We start from the raw sequence: 16,550 nt of genomic DNA on the forward strand, positions 1-16,550 counted from the left end.
GGGATGGACGCACCGCTGGTGTACCAGTTGTCTTGCCAAAGGCATAGCTGGGTAGCTACGTGCGGACGGGATAAGTGCTGAAAGCATCTAAGCATGAAGCCCCCCTCAAGATGAGATTTCCCATGGCGCAAGCTAGTAAGATCCCTGAAAGATGATCAGGTTGATAGGTCAGAGGTGGAAGCGTGGCGACATGTGGAGCTGACTGATACTAATAGATCGAGGACTTAACCAAAGCTTTTTAAAAAATGAAATACCTTCTTATTATCTAGTTTTGAAGGAACAACGTTCCTGATATGTTTGGTGGCGATAGCGAAGAGGTCACACCCGTTCCCATTCCGAACACGGCAGTTAAGCTCTTCAGCGCCGATGGTAGTTGGGGGTTTCCCCCTGTGAGAGTAGGACGCCGCCAAGCCATTTAAAAGATCAGCCATCCGGCTGGTCTTTTTTGTTGAATGAAAAGAAAGATCATTAGATATAAAGGGTTTATCAATTATGGAAACTTTTATAAAGACATACACGTATTGAAAAACTTCATCATACATTGTTAAAAGCATCCCCGGTTCTCTTAAACTATTTAAATTAATGTATGTGAACAATGGTTTTTGGGGAGAATGCAGGTATGGAGGTGGAGATGTTGGGGACAACAACAACCAAAACAACGGCAGGGGAATCGTGCGTGGTTTGTGAACAAATAAAAGGGATGGGAATACATCTATATACGACTTTTATTTGTGAGGAATGTGAAAGGGATATGATCGGGACGGATACGAACGATCCAAAGTACAAATATTACTTAAAGCAATTAAGAAAAATCAATAATCCTGAAATATTTTCATGAATAAGCAGTTTGTGAAAAGTTAAAGAGTCAGAGAATGAAGAAATGGAGTGTTTCTTTATTCTCTGACTCTTTTTTTGGTACTTTAGAAGAATGCTTGGTAACAAGCTGCGTTTCTGTATCTAAACAGAGTGTTCGAAGATACATAATTGCCTTTCTGTCGAGCAATAAGAGATAAATATGAACTTATTTGATAAAATGAAAAAATACTATGATTTGAGGGAAGAGAAAAATGAATCAATCACAGACACCATTGTTCGATGCAATGAGTGCCCTTTATAAAAAAAGACCAATATCCCTGCATGTGCCAGGACATAAAAATGGATGGGTCTTTAGTAAAAAGGGCGAAGCAATATATAACCCCCTGCTTGGCATAGATGCCACGGAGATAAGCGGTTTAGATGACCTTCATGCTCCAGAGGGCGCCATTTTAAAGTCCCAGCAACTGCTCGCTGATTTATATGGGGTAAAGAACAGTTACTTTCTGGTTAATGGGTCAACCGTAGGCAACATTGCGATGATTCTTGCTACCTGCCGTGAAGGTGATAAAGTGCTTGTCCAAAGAAATTGCCATAAATCAATTTTGCATGGGTTGATGTTAGCGAATGTACAGCCGATTTTTTTACAGCCGGATTTTTATGAGGAATGGGGCATTGCTGGTGGTGTAGGATCAAAATTAATTGAAGAAGCTTTGAGTGCCAATCCAGATGTTAAAGCCATCGTTGTAACCTACCCGAATTATTATGGTCTTGGTGAAGACTTGACGGAATTGGTGAGACTTGCACATCAAAAGGGAATCCCGGTGCTGGTGGACGAAGCACATGGCGCTCACTTTCAGTTAGGAAGTCCGTTTCCTAAATCAGCTATTTTCGCAGGGGCAGATGCCGTTGTCCATTCAGCACATAAAACACTGCCGGCTATGACGATGGGGTCATATCTTCATGTCAATTCATCCTTAGTTGATGTGGGGCAAGTATCATTCTATTTACAAATGCTTCAGTCTAGCAGCCCGTCTTACCCAATTATGGGATCGCTCGACTTAGCCAGAGCATACTTAGCCACTTTTACATCAGAAGATAAAAAATCCCTTATTAAAAAGATATCAGATTTCAGACGGGAATTGGGCGCCCTACAAACAGTAAGGGTGTTAGAGGCGCCACCAGGTACTTCAGCAGACCCGTTGAAAGTAGTCATTCAATCAACAAATGGCTTAAGCGGGTTTGAGTTACAGCAGCTATGTGAAGCCGAAGGCATTTTTACAGAATTAGCTGATCCTAATAATTTATTAATGATTTTACCTTTATTAAAAATGAGTATCGATTTTCCCTTTCAAGAAATCGTTCAAAATATAAAGAGTGCGACTAAAGACAGAACTGGAAGCGCCGAAGCGAATCAAGTGGGTAGCTGGTTTGCTGGAAGTTCGATTACGGCTCTGGAAATTACTTACTCCGTCATGAAGCATAGTAAATCGAGACCGGTTGTATTGAGAGAAGCCGTAGGAGAGGTATCTGCCGAGATGGTCATCCCTTATCCGCCAGGAATTCCATTAATTATGTCCGGGGAAATGATTACGGCAGATCATATTACCAATTTGAAGAGACTGCTTGAACTGGGATCAAGGTTTCATGGAGGTTCCTCCCTTTCAAACGGAGAGTTGATCGTTTATGAAAGCGGGCATGCTGGTTAAAATGATATACTACAAACAAAGAACCTTGGAGGTACATCGATGAAACGTGGTATTTTTATTACAATGGAAGGGCCCGAGGGTGCCGGGAAAACAACAATTACCCAAATGCTTGGCAAGGCTCTGCAACAAGAAGGCTACAAAGTCCTATTAACGCGTGAGCCAGGGGGAGTCCCCATTTCGGAGCAGATTAGGGAAGTGATCCTTAATAAGGATAATACAGCTATGGACTCGAGAACAGAGGCCTTATTATATGCAGCGGCTAGACGTCAGCATTTAGTGGAAGTGGTCATGCCGGAGTTGGAACGAGGGGGAATTGTCCTCTGTGACCGATTTATAGATAGCTCGTTAGCCTACCAAGGCCATGCAAGGGGTTTGGATATTGAAGAGGTTTACAGTATCAATAAATTCGCAATTGGAGATATGATGCCCGATGCCACTTTCTTTTTTGATATAGATCCAGAAGAAGGATTGAGACGTATCCAGGCCAATGGGGAACGTGAAGTGAACCGGCTGGATCTTGAAGCCCTGGATTTTCATAAAAAAGTTTGTGAGGGGTATCAGTCCATTATAAATAGATGGGAAGACCGTTTTATTATCATTGATGCAGGACGGACAGTTGATGAAGTTTTTGAAGAAGCGAAAGCCAGTTTGTTTAATTATCTGGAGAAAACAGGGAATTAAATATTAGGTTTCCATATTATTCAACCCGAATACTATTCCAAGCAAAGACTAGTTGCTATAATGGAGTTAGGAAAAATTCAGAGTAACCGGAGGATGATGAGAATGAAAATGATCATTGCTGTCGTTCAAGACAAGGATAGTCATCGCCTGCTAAATGAATTAGTTGAAAATAATTTCGGAACAACCAAGCTAGCCAGCACTGGCGGGTTTTTAAAATCAGGTAATACGACTTTTATGATTGGCACAGAGGATGAACGTGTTGACCAAGCCATCCAGATCATCAAACAGAATTGCCAGTCACGATCCCAGTTAGTATCACCGGTTTCTCCGATGGGTGGGAATGCCGAGTCCTATGTACCTTACCCAGTGGAGATTCAAGTAGGCGGTGCGACCATTTTTGTTCTGCCGGTTGAAAACTTTTTACAATTCTAACGGTTAGCCGCAGGGAGGTTCATTATGAAAATCAACCATGATACTCCTATTAAGCTGGATAAATCGCGCCAGGATGCCAAACAGTTTCAAATCGGGAATGGAAGATTTCAACAAATGGTCCAGACACAGGATCAAAAAATGCAAATCCAAACATTAAACCGTTTGATAGGCGATATAGAAGGGGCGGGACAGCGTTTAGTAAGGTCACGTACTTTTAGGGAACTGGCAAAATATAAAGCATTAGTGAAACGGTTTGTTAAAGAAGCGGTTGAATATGGACTGGAACTGAAGCAATCCACTAGCTGGAACCAATATGGACAGAGCCGGCCGTTGAAAACCGTGGAAACGATAGATGCAAGATTAGTGGAGTTAAGCGAGGAAATTCTTAATAAAGAGAAAAGCTCGCTTGAAATATTGGAAATGATAGGTGAAATTAAAGGTCTTCTGATTAATTTATATACTTAAGTGAGTTGATGGTTTTGGATAAAACATGGCAGGACATGAATCAAATTCAGCCGCAGGTAATGATGATGCTGCAAAATAGCATAATGAAGAACAGGGTGGCTCATGCGTATTTATTTGAAGGGGAAAAAGGGACGGGTAAGCAAGATATAAGCAAAACCTTTGCCAAAAGCTTATTATGTGAAGCACCAAAAGCGGGTTATAAGCCATGCGAACTTTGCCGAAATTGCAAACGGATTTCCAGTGGGAACCATCCTGATGTCCATTTAATAGAAAGAGACGGTCTTTCAATAAAGAAAGAACAAATTAAGGGGCTCCAAGAAGAATTTTCGAAAAAAAGCGTAGAGGCGGATCGAAAGGTTTATATGATTGCCGATGCGGACAAAATGTCAGTGGGGGCAGCCAACAGTCTATTGAAATTTTTAGAAGAACCTTCGGCCGATACCGTAGCAATATTGATGACCGAACAGCTTCAAAGGATTCTGCCGACCATTTTATCAAGATGCCAAGTGATTTCGTTCAAGCCATTATCCCCGGAGAATGTGAAACGGAAGCTGATAGAACAGGATTTAGAACCGCAGCTTGCCTCGGTTATCGCACATATAACACAGAATGTGGAAGCTGGAATCGAGCTTAGCAATGATGAATGGTTTGTACAAGCTCAAAAAATAGTGGTAAAATTATATGAAGTGTTAAAACTTAATTCCTTGAAGGCATTGTTGTACCTGCAGACGGATTGGTTTTCACACTTTAAAGAAAGAGAACAGGTTGACAGAGGTCTTGATTTGTTACTTCTTATATATAAGGATTTATTATACATTCAGTTGGACAAAAAGGACTTCGTTGTATTCCAAAATAAACTGAAGGAATTTGAAACTCACGCTCTTCATCTTTCCCCAAGACGCCTTGCTGAAAATATGGGTTGTATTTTGGAAGCAAAACGGAAGCTGATGTCCAACACGAATCCACAGCTGTTGATGGAACAGCTTGTGCTGAATTTGCAGGAGGGATCATGATTTGTATGATGTTGTAGGTGTCCGTTTTAAAAAGGCGGGCAAAATATACTACTTTGATCCGGGTGAATTCGCTATTCCTAAGGACGATTTTGTAATAGTGGAGACTGTCCGCGGTGTTGAATTCGGTAAAGTTGTTACAGCCCGTAAACAAGTAGATGAAAACGATGTTGTCCTGCCGTTAAAAAAAGTACTTCGGGTCGCTGATGCAAAAGATAAGCTGATTGTTGATGAGAACAAGGCGGCTGCAGAAGAGGCCTACTCTATATGTTGCCAAAAGGTTGTTGAGCATAAGCTGGATATGAAGCTGGTTGATGTGTCATATACTTTCGACAGAAATAAGGTCGTGTTTTACTTTACAGCGGATGGTCGCGTGGATTTCCGTGATTTAGTCAAAGATTTAGCTGCCATATTCAGAACTCGGATAGAACTGCGCCAAATTGGGGTAAGGGATGAGGCCAAGATGCTTGGTGGCATTGGACCTTGTGGCAGAATGCTTTGTTGCTCCACATTTCTTGGAGATTTTGAACCGGTTTCCATCAAAATGGCGAAGGATCAGAATTTATCATTGAACCCTACAAAAATCTCAGGATTATGCGGTCGATTGATGTGCTGTCTGAAATATGAAAATGACGAGTATGAAAGTGCGAAGGAAATGCTTCCTGATTTAGGTGAAATGATTAATACGCCTGGTGGCAAAGGCAAGGTAGTGGGGCTTAATATTCTAGAACGCGTACTTCAGATTGAACTAATCGAGCAGGAAAGAGTATTAGAGTATACTCTTGATGAGATTCTAAAAGAGGGAGCCGTTTCTATTCAAGCCACAGATTATTAAGGTGGTGGGAGAGCGTGGATAAGAAAGATATTTTTGAGTCGGTGACCAATATGGAAACCCAGATAGGCCAATTATATAAGCAGCTTGGAGAATTGAAGCAGAACTTAGCTGAAATCCTTGAGGAAAATCAGTCGCTCAAGCTGGAGAACGAACACTTGCGTCATCGGTTAGGCCTTGTGGAAGTCGAAAGTGCGCCTGCTGCAGTGAAGGTTAAACAAAAAGTGAAAAACCGTACTGCTAGTACGGACAAGGTTATGGATATCGGGGAAGGCTATGATAATCTAGCCCGTATCTATCAAGAAGGCTTCCATATTTGCAATCTGCATTTTGGCAGTTTACGAAAAGAAGGAGATTGCCTGTTCTGTTTATCTTTTTTAAACAAAAAGTGATAATGGAATAATATAAAAGATGTTCCATCTCTTTTACGTGATAGATAGACCGTTTACAATATATAGTGATTCGGGGTCTGACGCATACTATGAGTCAGATCCCTTTTTTTACGATACGAATGTCGAAGCATGGACCCTAAACATGCGTTTTCCATACATAATTAGGAGGGTAACAGCAATGGTAGAACTTAAAGGAGATGAACGCCTGGATTATCTATTGGCTGAGAATTTAAGGATCATCCAGAGCCCATCAGTATTCTCTTTTTCATTAGATGCCGTTTTATTATCAAGGTTCGTAAATGTCCCGATCCAAAAAGGGAAAATCGTAGATCTTTGCTCAGGGAATGGGGTCATCCCCTTGCTGCTGAGTACAAGAACGAAAGGGACCATTACGGGTGTTGAGATTCAAGAGCGGTTATATGACATGGCCAAGAGGAGCATGGACTATAATGGCGTATCCTCCCGGATTGAAATGATTCATGGGGATATAAAAGAGATTCCGAAGCAGATAGGATACAGCAAGTATGACGTGGTTACTTGCAATCCACCCTATTTCCCGACGCCATCAATTGAGGAAATGAATAAAAATGAGCATTTTGCAATTGCCCGTCATGAAATAATGTGTAATCTTGAGGACGTCATGCGTATTTCAAGCCAGTTGCTGCGTCAAGGTGGAAAAGCGGCATTCGTTCATAGGCCGGGCCGTCTGATGGATATCCTGCGATTAATGAGGATGTACAGGATTGAACCGAAGCGATTGCAATTCGTTTATCCAAAAAGTTCGAAAGAAGCAAATACGATTCTAATTGAAGGGATAAAGGACGGCAACCCTGACTTGAAGATTTTACCTCCTCTTGTTGTGTATAACGACCAAAATGATTATAATCCGGAAATAAAAAGGATTTTATATGGAGAGGAATAAGCACTATTTTTATGTTTTAAAATGCAAGGACGGCAGCTATTATGCTGGGTATACAAATGACTTGGATCGTAGGATTGATGCTCATAATCAAGGCAGGGGGGCAAAGTATACCCGAGGACGGACCCCGGTTGAACTGATTCATCATGAAATATTTGAAACACAGACATTGGCCATGCGGGCTGAATATAAGTTTAAGCAATTAACAAGAAAACAAAAGCAAAAGTGGATGGCAAAGGAGGATGCATGATATGTGGCAACAAAAGAGTTTTGAAAAAGAAGGATTGGAGCCAGCTCTATATCTCGTTCCTACACCGATAGGAAACCTTGAAGATATGAGCTTTCGGGCTTTAAGAATCTTAAAGGAAGCGGATGTCATTGCAGCTGAGGACACACGAAATACGAAGAAATTATGCAACTACTTTGAAATTTCGACACCTATCGTCAGTTACCATGAACATAATAAAGAATATAGCGGGAAACAGATGCTCGAGCGGCTTCGATCAGGAGAGGTCATCGCATTGGTAAGTGATGCGGGCTTGCCAACGATATCCGATCCGGGATATGAACTGGTCAAAGATGCCATTGCTGAACAGTTTAAAGTCATTCCGTTGCCAGGTGCCAATGCTGCATTAACTGCATTGATTGCATCTGGGCTCATTCCACAGCCTTTTTACTTTTATGGCTTTTTACAACGGGGAGCAAAAGAAAAAAAGCAGGAGCTGGAAAAGTTAAAAAAAATGGAATCCACATGGATCGTTTATGAATCGCCACATCGATTAAAAGAAACATTGAAACATATGCATGAAATTTTAGGTGACCGTCGAATAGTATTATGTCGCGAATTAACTAAGAAATTTGAAGAGTTCATTCGAGGGACGGTAAGTGAAGCATTGACGTGGGCGATGGAATCCGAGATTCGCGGTGAGTTCTGTTTAATAATAGAAGGTGGACAATTGACTGAGGATGAATCTGAGGAAGCTTGGTGGGCGGCACTTGATTTAGTCGGTCATGTTAATCATTATATAGAAAACAAGCAGCTCAATTCAAAGGACGCAATCAAGCAGGTCGCAAAAGATCGCAATATACAAAAACGCGATGTATATCAAGCGTATCACATTGATGTACAATAAAAATTATAACGATAAATAAGCATAAAAAAACTTCCGGAGATCGGAAGTTTTTTTATTTATATCATTTATTTAGAAGCAGTGAAGTTTTGTTGAATTTCTTGGATAAGTAATTCAGCACCTTCACGACTAAGAATCAATTTACCATTAGCAAGTGTAAGGTTATTATCGGAAACTTCACCTGTAACTTGGCAAGTCATGTTTGGTTTGTATTTTTTCAAGATGATGCGTTCGTCATCAACATAGATCTCAAGAGCATCTTTCTCAGCGATACCCAATGTACGACGAAGTTCGATTGGAATAACCACCCGGCCTAACTCATCAACTTTACGAACAATACCTGTAGATTTCATTTTAAAATTCTCCTCTCAGTTACAATCTAGTACCCTATTTCTATTTTTTTCGCCAATATTCGACAAATTTTTTTATAAATTTATAATACCAGCCATTCCCAAATCCGTCAATGATTTATTTTCATTTTTTTGTAAAAAAGAAAGCGGCTGCATTCCGATGAAAAAAAGACTTTTAAAGAGAAAAAAATGTTTATGTCTTTATAATTCAAGAAATAAATAGGCTGCAAATAATTACTCAATTCACCACGATTCGACAAAGTGTGCATGTATCTCTCCATCTTTATTATATGATTAAATGCAATTTAGTTTCAAAACAAAAGTTCTGAATTAAGGATAATTTTCCAGGAATATTTTCAAATTTGTGAGTTGTTGCACAAAAAAAGAATTTTAGGTATATTTTGTTGAGGTAAGAGGTAATGCTGACATAAGGGAAGCTCACATCATGAACCCTTATTTTTAAAATGACATTTACTTATATTATTTTTTATTCTATTAACATGTTGATTAGTGATTATTGTCGCGTAGAATCGTATATAGCGTTAAAATAGAGATAATAGCTTAAATATATAGTCTTATGGCTTTGGGCAGTCCTAAAGCGGTTTTGCAAAAGATGAGGAGGGAACGAAGTGCAAGAAAAATTAAAAACATTCTATATCACGACACCCATATATTATCCGAGTGGTAATTTACATATAGGGCACGCATATACGACAGTGGCAGGTGATGCCATGGCTCGTTATAAAAGGATGCGTGGTTTTGATGTCATGTATTTAACAGGCACTGATGAACATGGTCAAAAAATCCAGCGTAAAGCAGCTGAAGAAGGAATCACTCCACAGCAATATGTAGATAATATCGTATCAGGGATTAAAGAGCTCTGGGAAAAACTTGATATTTCTTATGATGATTTCATTAGGACGACAGAAGATCGCCATAAAGAGGTTGTAGCCAAGATCTTTAAAAGGCTATTGGACCAGGGTGATATATACTTGGATCAATATGAAGGATGGTATTGTACACCTTGTGAATCTTTCTTCACGGATCGTCAGGTGGAAGAAAGCAATGGAAACTGTCCAGATTGCGGCAGACCTGTTGAAAAGGTGAAAGAAGAGTCTTATTTCTTTAAGATGAGTAAATATGCGGATCGATTACTGAAGTTTTATGAGGAAAATCCGGATTTCATTCAACCGGAATCCCGCAAAAACGAAATGATCAATAACTTCATCAAACCTGGATTGGAAGATTTGGCCGTTTCACGTACTACTTTCGATTGGGGCATCAAGGTGCCAGGAGATCCAAAGCACGTTATTTATGTATGGATTGATGCATTGACTAACTATATAACGGCATTAGGGTATGGAACGGATAATGACTCTAAATACCTGAATTATTGGCCTGCGGATGTACATCTTGTCGGAAAGGAAATTGTCCGTTTCCATACAATTTATTGGCCGATTATGTTAATGGCTCTTGACGTACCGCTTCCTAAGAAAGTCTTTGCACATGGCTGGCTTCTCATGAAAGATGGTAAAATGTCCAAATCAAAAGGGAATGTAGTGGATCCCGTTACATTGATTGATCGTTATGGTTTGGATTCTTTACGGTATTACTTATTGCGTGAAGTCCCATTTGGTTCTGATGGAGTATTTACACCGGAAGGGTTTGTAGAACGGATCAATTTTGACCTTGCAAATGATTTAGGGAATTTATTAAATAGAACAGTGGCAATGGTCAATAAGTACTTTGATGGTGTTATTCCAAGTTACGAAGGATCAAATGGCGAATTCGAAAAAGCTTTGGTTGAAATGAACCAAAGCACGGTAGGCAAGTATGAGGAAGCCATGGAAAACATGGAATTTTCAGTTGCACTCACATCCATTTGGCAACTCGTGAGCAGAACTAATAAATTCATTGATGAAACCCAACCATGGACTCTTGCTAAAGATGAATCAAGGAAAGAAGACCTTGCCAGTGTCATGGTTCATTTGGCGGAGTCATTACGCAGGACGGCCATTCTCTTAAAGCCTTTCTTGACGCAAACACCGGAAAAAATCTTTGCTCAGCTTAGCATCAAAGATAATGCTTTAAAATCATGGGATAGCTTAGCTGAGTTCGGTCAAATTCCTGCTGAAACAAAAGTTTTGAAGGGTGAGCCGATCTTCCCCCGTTTGGATATGGAAGAGGAAGTTTTATATATTAAAGAACAAATGCAGGGTGGAGCTCCTGAGGCCGAGGAAAAAGTGGAAGAGACGATTCCAGAGGTTGATGAAATCACCATTGATGACTTTACAAAAGTAGAGCTTCGTGTTGCTCAGGTCATGGAAGTGGAGCCGGTAAAGAAAGCGGATAAGCTTCTTAAACTGCAGCTTGATTTAGGTTATGAGAAACGGCAAGTCGTATCAGGCATTGCTCAGCACTATAAACCTGAAGATTTAGTAGGCAAAAAAGTGATATGCGTAACGAATTTGAAACCTGTTAAACTTCGTGGAGAGCTCTCTCAAGGGATGATATTGGCGGGCAGCAAGGATGGTGTGCTCTCAGTCGCTACAATAGATTCATCGATTCCAAATGGTTCAAAGGTGAAATAAACCCACGAAAACATAAAGGTGTTTCATATGAAACATTTTTATGTTTTTTTCTTTATGTTTTTGGAGAAAGTAAATTATACAGGTTTTGATTATTAGGTCTATTTTTACTTGTTGGGCATATAGGCTCCTTTGTAATCTTTTTGTTACCTAAATGTGAAACATAAAACTTTTATTTTTTTATAAAATAGTGCTAGAAAGGAAGAAAAATAATGTTATTTGACACACATGTACATGTTAATGCAGAACAATTCAACGAGGATCTCGATGATGTCATAGAACGAGCTAAGGAAGCAGGAGTGAATAATATGGTAGTTGTTGGTTTTGACCAGCCTACCATTATAAGGGCAATGGAATTAATAGAAACTTATGATTTCATGTATGCCGCAATCGGATGGCATCCAGTGGACGCTATAGATATGACCGAGAAGGACTTACAATGGATCGAGGAGTTATCCAATCATCCAAAGGTTGTAGCTATTGGTGAAATGGGTCTTGATTATCATTGGGATAAATCACCTAAAGATGTTCAAATGGAGGTATTCAGGAAGCAAATCCGATTGGCGAAAAAAGTGGGGCTGCCCATCATCATCCATAATCGGGAAGCGACCGCGGATATCGTGAACATATTAAAGGAGGAAGCGGCATCAGAGGTGGGAGGCATCATGCATTGCTTTAGCGGAAGTGCAGAAACAGCTTTGGAATGCATCAATATGAATTTTTATATTTCATTGGGTGGCCCTGTGACCTTCAAGAATGCAAAAAAGCCAAAAGAGGTAGCGGCGGCCGTACCTTTAGAGCGTTTACTGATTGAAACTGATTGTCCATACTTGGCTCCACATCCATATAGAGGAAAGCGTAATGAACCTTCCTATGTGAAGCTTGTTGCTGAACAAATCGCAGAAATAAAACAACTCACGATAGAGGAAGTTTCCCAGGCAACAACCGAAAATGCCAAGAAATTATTCGGCATTAACTGACAGCTTTTTTTACAATATCTCCCGGGATTCGCTAGCCAAAATCGCATTTTTTTAGATTTCTACAAATCTTACACCTATTTTAGGCTTATTATGTCGAGAATTCGCCCTTTCCTTTTCACCATAAGATATGCATAATAGGTAGTAATTTCCTAAATGAGAAGTGAATGGGTTGACAGCTTGATAACTATGTCTATATAATCACCGGGAGGAAGGAGGAGTTTTTCATTCTATTAAAAACTATGAAAAACCTTATTCCCAAACCTTTTGGGAAGAAGAGAATGGCAATTGCCATATGCAGTGCGATTCTTGTTTCTACAGCATTGGGAATACTTATCTATCAAGGAACAAAGCATACAGTCACAATAATGCTAGACGGAAAAAAAGAGGTAGTGCGGACACACGCTGCTACTGTAAATGATATGTTGAAAGATTTAGAGATTACCGTTAAAGCGGCAGACTATGTCCACCCATCAAGAGACACGGCGGTTGATGATGATTTAGAGGTGGTTTGGAAGCCTGCACAAAAAATTGTCTTGGTACAAGATGGTAAGGCGGAGAAAGTTTGGTCCACTGCCGATACGGTAGACGAACTTTTAAAAGAACAAGATCTGAGTGTGAAGGAACAGGATAAGATTACGCCTTCAAAAAATACGAAGCTGAATGCCAATATGGAAGTTTCCATAGACAAAGCCTTTTCACTGAAATTAGTGGTAGCTGGAGACGAAAAGAAGGTATGGTCAACTTCGACTACTGTCGCTGACTTTTTAAAGCAACAAGGAGTAAAACTCAATGATTTGGATCGGGTTGAGCCAGAATTAGCCGAAAAAGTTGAAGCTGAGAATACGGTAAACGTAATTCGAATTGAAAAAGTCACCGATGTAGTGGAAGAACCAGTTGACTTTGCTGTCATAACTAAAAAAGATGACTCCTTATCAAAAGGGAAAGAGAAAATTGTTAAAGAAGGAAAAGACGGACTCATTTCTAAGGAATATGAAGTTATTAAAGAGAATGGCAAAGAGGTCAAAAGAGAATTACTTTCAGAAAAAGTTGTTAATAAAAAGCAGGATAAAGTTGTAACGGTCGGAACTAAAACAACGGTTGCCCAGGCTTCCCGCGGACTAACTAACGTTAGTTCTACTAGTGGAAAAGAAATATACGTATCATCAACTGCTTATACTGCCAGTTGTAAGGGCTGTTCCGGTGTCACGTCAACAGGCATAGATCTAAAGAGTAGTCCGGGTGCGAAAATCATTGCTGTCGATCCAAGCGTAATCCCTATGGGGTCGAAAGTATATGTAGAGGGCTATGGCTATGCAGTAGCTGCTGACAAAGGCGGGGCAATAAAGGGAAATAGAATTGACGTCTTCTTTTCCTCAAAAAGTGATGCCTATCGCTGGGGTGCAAAGAAAGTTAAGATTCGGGTATTGGATTAATAAGGTTTCTCTCGCAGGAGATGAATTCGTCTCCTGCTTTTTGACGTTTTATTTTTCCACTTCTTGAAAAAGCCCATGTAAAACTGTTTTAATAAGATAGACGACTTAATATTCCATAAGATTTCATTATAAGCGTTTAAACTTTCATAAAGATGTTGACCTGGATTCACTCCTATCCTGGAAATTAAAAAGAAAAAGGGTGGGTGTCCAACGCGTTTATCAAGAGCTAAGCAAAGCGCTTGCGCTTTTCTGTATGGAGGAAAACATGAAAAAGATTAAAGAAATTATTGTTGTAGAGGGTAAAGACGATACGGTAGCGATTAAAAGGGCAGTAAATGCTGATACAATCGAAACGAACGGTTCCGCTGTGAATGATTCCTGTATTGAGCAGGTGAGGCTGGCACAAAAGACACGTGGAGCCATCATTTTCACAGACCCTGATTTTCCTGGTCAAAAAATCAGGAATATAATTTCAGAACAAGTAAAAGGCTGTAAACACGCCTTTTTAACGAAGAAGGAAGCCCTTCCTAAGTCAGGGAAAGGGATAGGTGTGGAACATGCTTCTCCTGAGGCAATTCGTAATGCTTTAAAGGAAGCCCAATTAATGGATGAAGAGGCTTCGGAAGAGATTTCACAGCAGGATTTAATAGATGCAGGTTTAATTGGAGGATCCGGTGCCAAGGAGCGAAGGGAAAAACTTGGATTTATTTTGAAAATCGGGTTTACCAATGGTAAACAGTTATATAAAAGGCTAAAAATGTTCCAAATATCAACTGAGGCTTTTGCTGAAGCGATCGTACAGATAAACCAGGAGGAAAAAAATGAATAAGGATATTGCAACCCCTGTCAGAACGAAAGATATATTGAAGAAGTACGGATTCTCCTTTAAAAAGAGCTTAGGTCAGAACTTTTTAATCGATACGAATATCCTGAAACGTATTGTCGAACATGCAAATTTAACAGAGGAAAGCGGCGCCATCGAAATTGGGCCAGGGATCGGCGCCTTGACTGAACAACTAGCAAAAAGCAGCAAAAAGGTTACGGCCTTTGAGATTGATCAGCGTTTATTGCCCATCCTATCGGATACACTGTCTCCTTATAACAATGTTAACATCATTCACGGGGATGTACTAAAAGCTGATGTTAAGAAGGTCATCGAAGAAGAATTTGCTGGCTTCTCGGACCTAATGGTGGTTGCAAATCTGCCTTACTATGTCACGACGCCCATCATTTTAAAGCTATTGTCTGAGGACCTGCCCATTAGAGGCATCGTATGCATGCTGCAAAAAGAAGTGGCTGATCGAATTGCCGCTAAACCTGGGACAAAGGAATACGGTTCTTTATCCATCGCCATTCAATATTATACTGAAGCGGAAACAGTGATGATTGTACCCAAAACGGTATTCATGCCTCAACCTAATGTTGATTCAGCTGTAATACGCCTTACTAGGCGGGTTAAGCCGATCGTCGAGGTCCTTGATGAGGATTTCTTCTTCATTGTGACCCGGGCGAGCTTTGCACAGCGTCGGAAAACGATTTTAAACAACTTAACCAGTCAGCTTCCAGATGGTAAATCGAAAAAAGAACTAATACTTGCCGCTCTCGAAGCCTCGGAAGTGGATCCGTCAAGACGGGGAGAAACACTGAGCATCAAAGAGTTTGGACGCTTGAGTGATGCGTTATTGCCAAATTTCAAATAAATCAAATGTAAAAATTCAAGTCGGAAATGGGATCACTCCCAGCTTCCGGCTTTTTTCTTTTGAAATTGGCCTAACATGAATGGAACGTACCCAAAAATGTAGTCAATCCCCATCTTTCACCATTCAAGAATGGTTCGCATAACTTAAGAATGAAAATAAACTAGGGCGGGCTGAAAATAAGTCTTCTCATGGGGTGGGGCCATGAATATTCAAATAAACGATATTGTTGGTCGGGTTTCTTATAAATGCGACGTGTTGTTCCGGGTAATCGATATCCGCGATATTAATGGAAGACGTGAAGCAATTCTTTATGGGGAAGATATCCGGCTGATTGCAGATGCACCTTTTCAAGATTTAATGATCATAAATGATAATGAAAGAAATGATAGGCAAAGGTCGAATGAGGTACTTCAAGAACAATCAGACCGCTTATTAACACAAGATCTGGAGCTGCAACAACAAAAAAACGGCTATCAATCCAGTAATGGCTATCGTTATAGCGGTGAATATTTTCAGATACCAGGTAGGGTCCTCCATGTTGATGGGGATGCATCTTACTTAAGGAAATGCATGGATCTATATCAGAAATTCGGTATTCCGGTCAACGGCATCTATTGCAATGAAAAGGAAATGCCCCAAAGAATCGGGGGTTTACTGGACCATTATCGGCCGGATATCCTTGTTGTCACCGGTCATGATGCTTATTCAAAATCAAAAGGACCAATGTCCGATATCAATGCCTACCGTCACTCTAAGGACTTTGTACTGACAGTTAGAGAAGCGAGAAGGAAGGTTTCACATTTAGATCAACTTATTATCTTTGCCGGGGCATGTCAATCTCACTTTGAATCGCTGATCCAAGCTGGGGCAAATTTTGCAAGTTCCCCTTCCCGTGTAAATATTCATGCTCTCGATCCAGTATATATAGTCGGAAAGATAAGCTTTACGCCTTTTTCTGAGCATCTTCATGTATGGGATGTCCTTCGGAATACATTAACGGGAGAGAAGGGCTTAGGGGGAGTTGAGACAAAAGGGGTGTTGCGGACAGGGTTGCCTTTCAAGCCATTTCAGGAAGAATGAACGGGCTGCATTTTGAAAGAATGCAGCTTGCTTTTA

18 protein-coding genes and 2 rRNA genes are annotated in these 16,550 nt (G+C 40.3%); 19 read left to right on the plus strand and 1 reads right to left on the minus strand.

What is annotated here, in order from left to right:
- The 13 genes from AC1DVK_RS18325 to rsmI all read left to right on the plus strand — a co-directional run.
- Positions 1-232: ribosomal RNA gene (locus tag AC1DVK_RS18325) — 23S ribosomal RNA — on the plus strand; the annotation flags it as partial.
- Between the two features lie 64 nt (positions 233-296).
- A 5S ribosomal RNA gene (rrf, locus tag AC1DVK_RS18330) occupies positions 297-412 on the plus strand.
- A gap of 207 nt (positions 413-619) precedes the next feature.
- Positions 620-838 (plus strand): sigma factor G inhibitor Gin, encoded by a 219-nt coding sequence (locus AC1DVK_RS18335; protein ID WP_081108652.1) that lies wholly within the window; start codon positions 620-622, stop codon positions 836-838.
- Positions 839-1,067: 229 nt separating this feature from the next.
- On the plus strand, positions 1,068-2,522 hold the full coding sequence (locus AC1DVK_RS18340) for an aminotransferase class I/II-fold pyridoxal phosphate-dependent enzyme (RefSeq protein WP_477627084.1): 1,455 nt from the start codon (positions 1,068-1,070) through the stop codon (positions 2,520-2,522).
- A 39-nt stretch (positions 2,523-2,561) separates the two neighbouring features.
- Positions 2,562-3,203 carry a dTMP kinase gene (gene tmk, locus AC1DVK_RS18345; protein WP_061440311.1) on the plus strand — a complete coding sequence of 214 codons (642 nt, stop codon included), beginning with the start codon at positions 2,562-2,564 and terminating at the stop codon, positions 3,201-3,203.
- A gap of 102 nt (positions 3,204-3,305) precedes the next feature.
- Complete coding sequence (locus tag AC1DVK_RS18350) at positions 3,306-3,635, plus strand: cyclic-di-AMP receptor (protein WP_061440312.1); 330 nt, start codon at positions 3,306-3,308, stop codon at positions 3,633-3,635.
- 24 nt (positions 3,636-3,659) lie between these two features.
- On the plus strand, positions 3,660-4,100 hold the full coding sequence (locus tag AC1DVK_RS18355; protein WP_318686181.1) for a YaaR family protein: 441 nt from the start codon (positions 3,660-3,662) through the stop codon (positions 4,098-4,100).
- An 8-nt stretch (positions 4,101-4,108) separates the two neighbouring features.
- Positions 4,109-5,113 (plus strand): DNA polymerase III subunit delta', encoded by a 1,005-nt coding sequence (gene holB / locus AC1DVK_RS18360; RefSeq protein ID WP_141133688.1) that lies wholly within the window; start codon positions 4,109-4,111, stop codon positions 5,111-5,113.
- A 1-nt stretch (position 5,114) separates the two neighbouring features.
- Positions 5,115-5,945, plus strand: coding sequence for a PSP1 domain-containing protein (locus AC1DVK_RS18365; protein ID WP_061440314.1), 831 nt, complete (start codon positions 5,115-5,117; stop codon positions 5,943-5,945).
- 50 nt (positions 5,946-5,995) lie between these two features.
- Positions 5,996-6,334 (plus strand): DNA replication initiation control protein YabA, encoded by a 339-nt coding sequence (gene yabA / locus AC1DVK_RS18370; RefSeq protein ID WP_375166265.1) that lies wholly within the window; start codon positions 5,996-5,998, stop codon positions 6,332-6,334.
- Between the two features lie 178 nt (positions 6,335-6,512).
- Entirely contained in the window at positions 6,513-7,256 is a 744-nt protein-coding gene (locus tag AC1DVK_RS18375; protein ID WP_317778945.1) for a tRNA1(Val) (adenine(37)-N6)-methyltransferase, read from the plus strand.
- Positions 7,243-7,503, plus strand: coding sequence for a GIY-YIG nuclease family protein (locus AC1DVK_RS18380; RefSeq protein ID WP_061440317.1), 261 nt, complete (start codon positions 7,243-7,245; stop codon positions 7,501-7,503). The genes AC1DVK_RS18375 and AC1DVK_RS18380 overlap by 14 nt, the downstream gene beginning before the upstream one ends.
- A gap of 1 nt (position 7,504) precedes the next feature.
- Positions 7,505-8,386, plus strand: a complete 882-nt coding sequence (rsmI, locus tag AC1DVK_RS18385; RefSeq protein WP_089364271.1) for a 16S rRNA (cytidine(1402)-2'-O)-methyltransferase — start codon at positions 7,505-7,507, stop codon at positions 8,384-8,386.
- A gap of 65 nt (positions 8,387-8,451) precedes the next feature.
- Here rsmI and AC1DVK_RS18390 read toward each other — a convergent pair whose 3' ends face one another.
- Positions 8,452-8,736 (minus strand): AbrB/MazE/SpoVT family DNA-binding domain-containing protein, encoded by a 285-nt coding sequence (locus tag AC1DVK_RS18390; RefSeq protein WP_048689982.1) that lies wholly within the window; start codon positions 8,734-8,736, stop codon positions 8,452-8,454.
- 626 nt (positions 8,737-9,362) lie between these two features.
- Between AC1DVK_RS18390 and metG the strand changes: the two genes are divergently transcribed.
- The 6 genes from metG to yabG all read left to right on the plus strand — a co-directional run bounded on the left by metG (position 9,363) and on the right by yabG (position 16,514).
- The gene (gene metG, locus AC1DVK_RS18395; protein ID WP_477627085.1) at positions 9,363-11,324 is read left to right on the plus strand and encodes a methionine--tRNA ligase; all 1,962 of its coding nucleotides are present in this window, start codon (positions 9,363-9,365) and stop codon (positions 11,322-11,324) included.
- A 209-nt stretch (positions 11,325-11,533) separates the two neighbouring features.
- On the plus strand, positions 11,534-12,301 hold the full coding sequence (locus AC1DVK_RS18400) for a TatD family hydrolase (RefSeq protein ID WP_089364273.1): 768 nt from the start codon (positions 11,534-11,536) through the stop codon (positions 12,299-12,301).
- A 239-nt stretch (positions 12,302-12,540) separates the two neighbouring features.
- Entirely contained in the window at positions 12,541-13,734 is a 1,194-nt protein-coding gene (locus AC1DVK_RS18405; protein ID WP_477627086.1) for a ubiquitin-like domain-containing protein, read from the plus strand.
- Positions 13,735-13,999: 265 nt separating this feature from the next.
- Complete coding sequence (gene rnmV / locus AC1DVK_RS18410; protein ID WP_061440322.1) at positions 14,000-14,563, plus strand: ribonuclease M5; 564 nt, start codon at positions 14,000-14,002, stop codon at positions 14,561-14,563.
- On the plus strand, positions 14,556-15,434 hold the full coding sequence (rsmA, locus tag AC1DVK_RS18415) for a 16S rRNA (adenine(1518)-N(6)/adenine(1519)-N(6))-dimethyltransferase RsmA (protein WP_061440323.1): 879 nt from the start codon (positions 14,556-14,558) through the stop codon (positions 15,432-15,434). The genes rnmV and rsmA overlap by 8 nt, the downstream gene beginning before the upstream one ends.
- Positions 15,435-15,635: 201 nt before the next feature.
- Entirely contained in the window at positions 15,636-16,514 is an 879-nt protein-coding gene (gene yabG, locus AC1DVK_RS18420; RefSeq protein WP_410863135.1) for a sporulation peptidase YabG, read from the plus strand.
- Positions 16,515-16,550: the final 36 nt, after the last annotated feature.

This window comes from Peribacillus sp. P4_B1, from assembly GCF_056402395.1.

Excerpts from the sequence above, each read along its gene's own strand:
- AC1DVK_RS18375 (WP_317778945.1), top strand. The coding sequence starts at position 6,513 with ATGGTAGAACTTAAAGGAGATGAACGCCTGGATTATCTATTGGCTGAG.
- tmk (WP_061440311.1), top strand. The coding sequence starts at position 2,562 with ATGAAACGTGGTATTTTTATTACAATGGAAGGGCCCGAGGGTGCCGGG.
- rsmI (WP_089364271.1), top strand. The coding sequence starts at position 7,505 with ATGTGGCAACAAAAGAGTTTTGAAAAAGAAGGATTGGAGCCAGCTCTA.
- AC1DVK_RS18390 (WP_048689982.1), bottom strand. The coding sequence starts at position 8,736 with ATGAAATCTACAGGTATTGTTCGTAAAGTTGATGAGTTAGGCCGGGTG.
- AC1DVK_RS18405 (WP_477627086.1), top strand. The coding sequence starts at position 12,541 with ATGAAAAACCTTATTCCCAAACCTTTTGGGAAGAAGAGAATGGCAATT.
- AC1DVK_RS18380 (WP_061440317.1), top strand. The coding sequence starts at position 7,243 with ATGGAGAGGAATAAGCACTATTTTTATGTTTTAAAATGCAAGGACGGC.
- AC1DVK_RS18335 (WP_081108652.1), top strand. The coding sequence starts at position 620 with ATGGAGGTGGAGATGTTGGGGACAACAACAACCAAAACAACGGCAGGG.
- AC1DVK_RS18340 (WP_477627084.1), top strand. The coding sequence starts at position 1,068 with ATGAATCAATCACAGACACCATTGTTCGATGCAATGAGTGCCCTTTAT.
- AC1DVK_RS18350 (WP_061440312.1), top strand. The coding sequence starts at position 3,306 with ATGAAAATGATCATTGCTGTCGTTCAAGACAAGGATAGTCATCGCCTG.
- AC1DVK_RS18400 (WP_089364273.1), top strand. The coding sequence starts at position 11,534 with ATGTTATTTGACACACATGTACATGTTAATGCAGAACAATTCAACGAG.
- holB (WP_141133688.1), top strand. The coding sequence starts at position 4,109 with ATGGTTTTGGATAAAACATGGCAGGACATGAATCAAATTCAGCCGCAG.
- yabG (WP_410863135.1), top strand. The coding sequence starts at position 15,636 with ATGAATATTCAAATAAACGATATTGTTGGTCGGGTTTCTTATAAATGC.
- rsmA (WP_061440323.1), top strand. The coding sequence starts at position 14,556 with ATGAATAAGGATATTGCAACCCCTGTCAGAACGAAAGATATATTGAAG.
- AC1DVK_RS18355 (WP_318686181.1), top strand. The coding sequence starts at position 3,660 with ATGAAAATCAACCATGATACTCCTATTAAGCTGGATAAATCGCGCCAG.
- rnmV (WP_061440322.1), top strand. The coding sequence starts at position 14,000 with ATGAAAAAGATTAAAGAAATTATTGTTGTAGAGGGTAAAGACGATACG.
- yabA (WP_375166265.1), top strand. The coding sequence starts at position 5,996 with ATGGAAACCCAGATAGGCCAATTATATAAGCAGCTTGGAGAATTGAAG.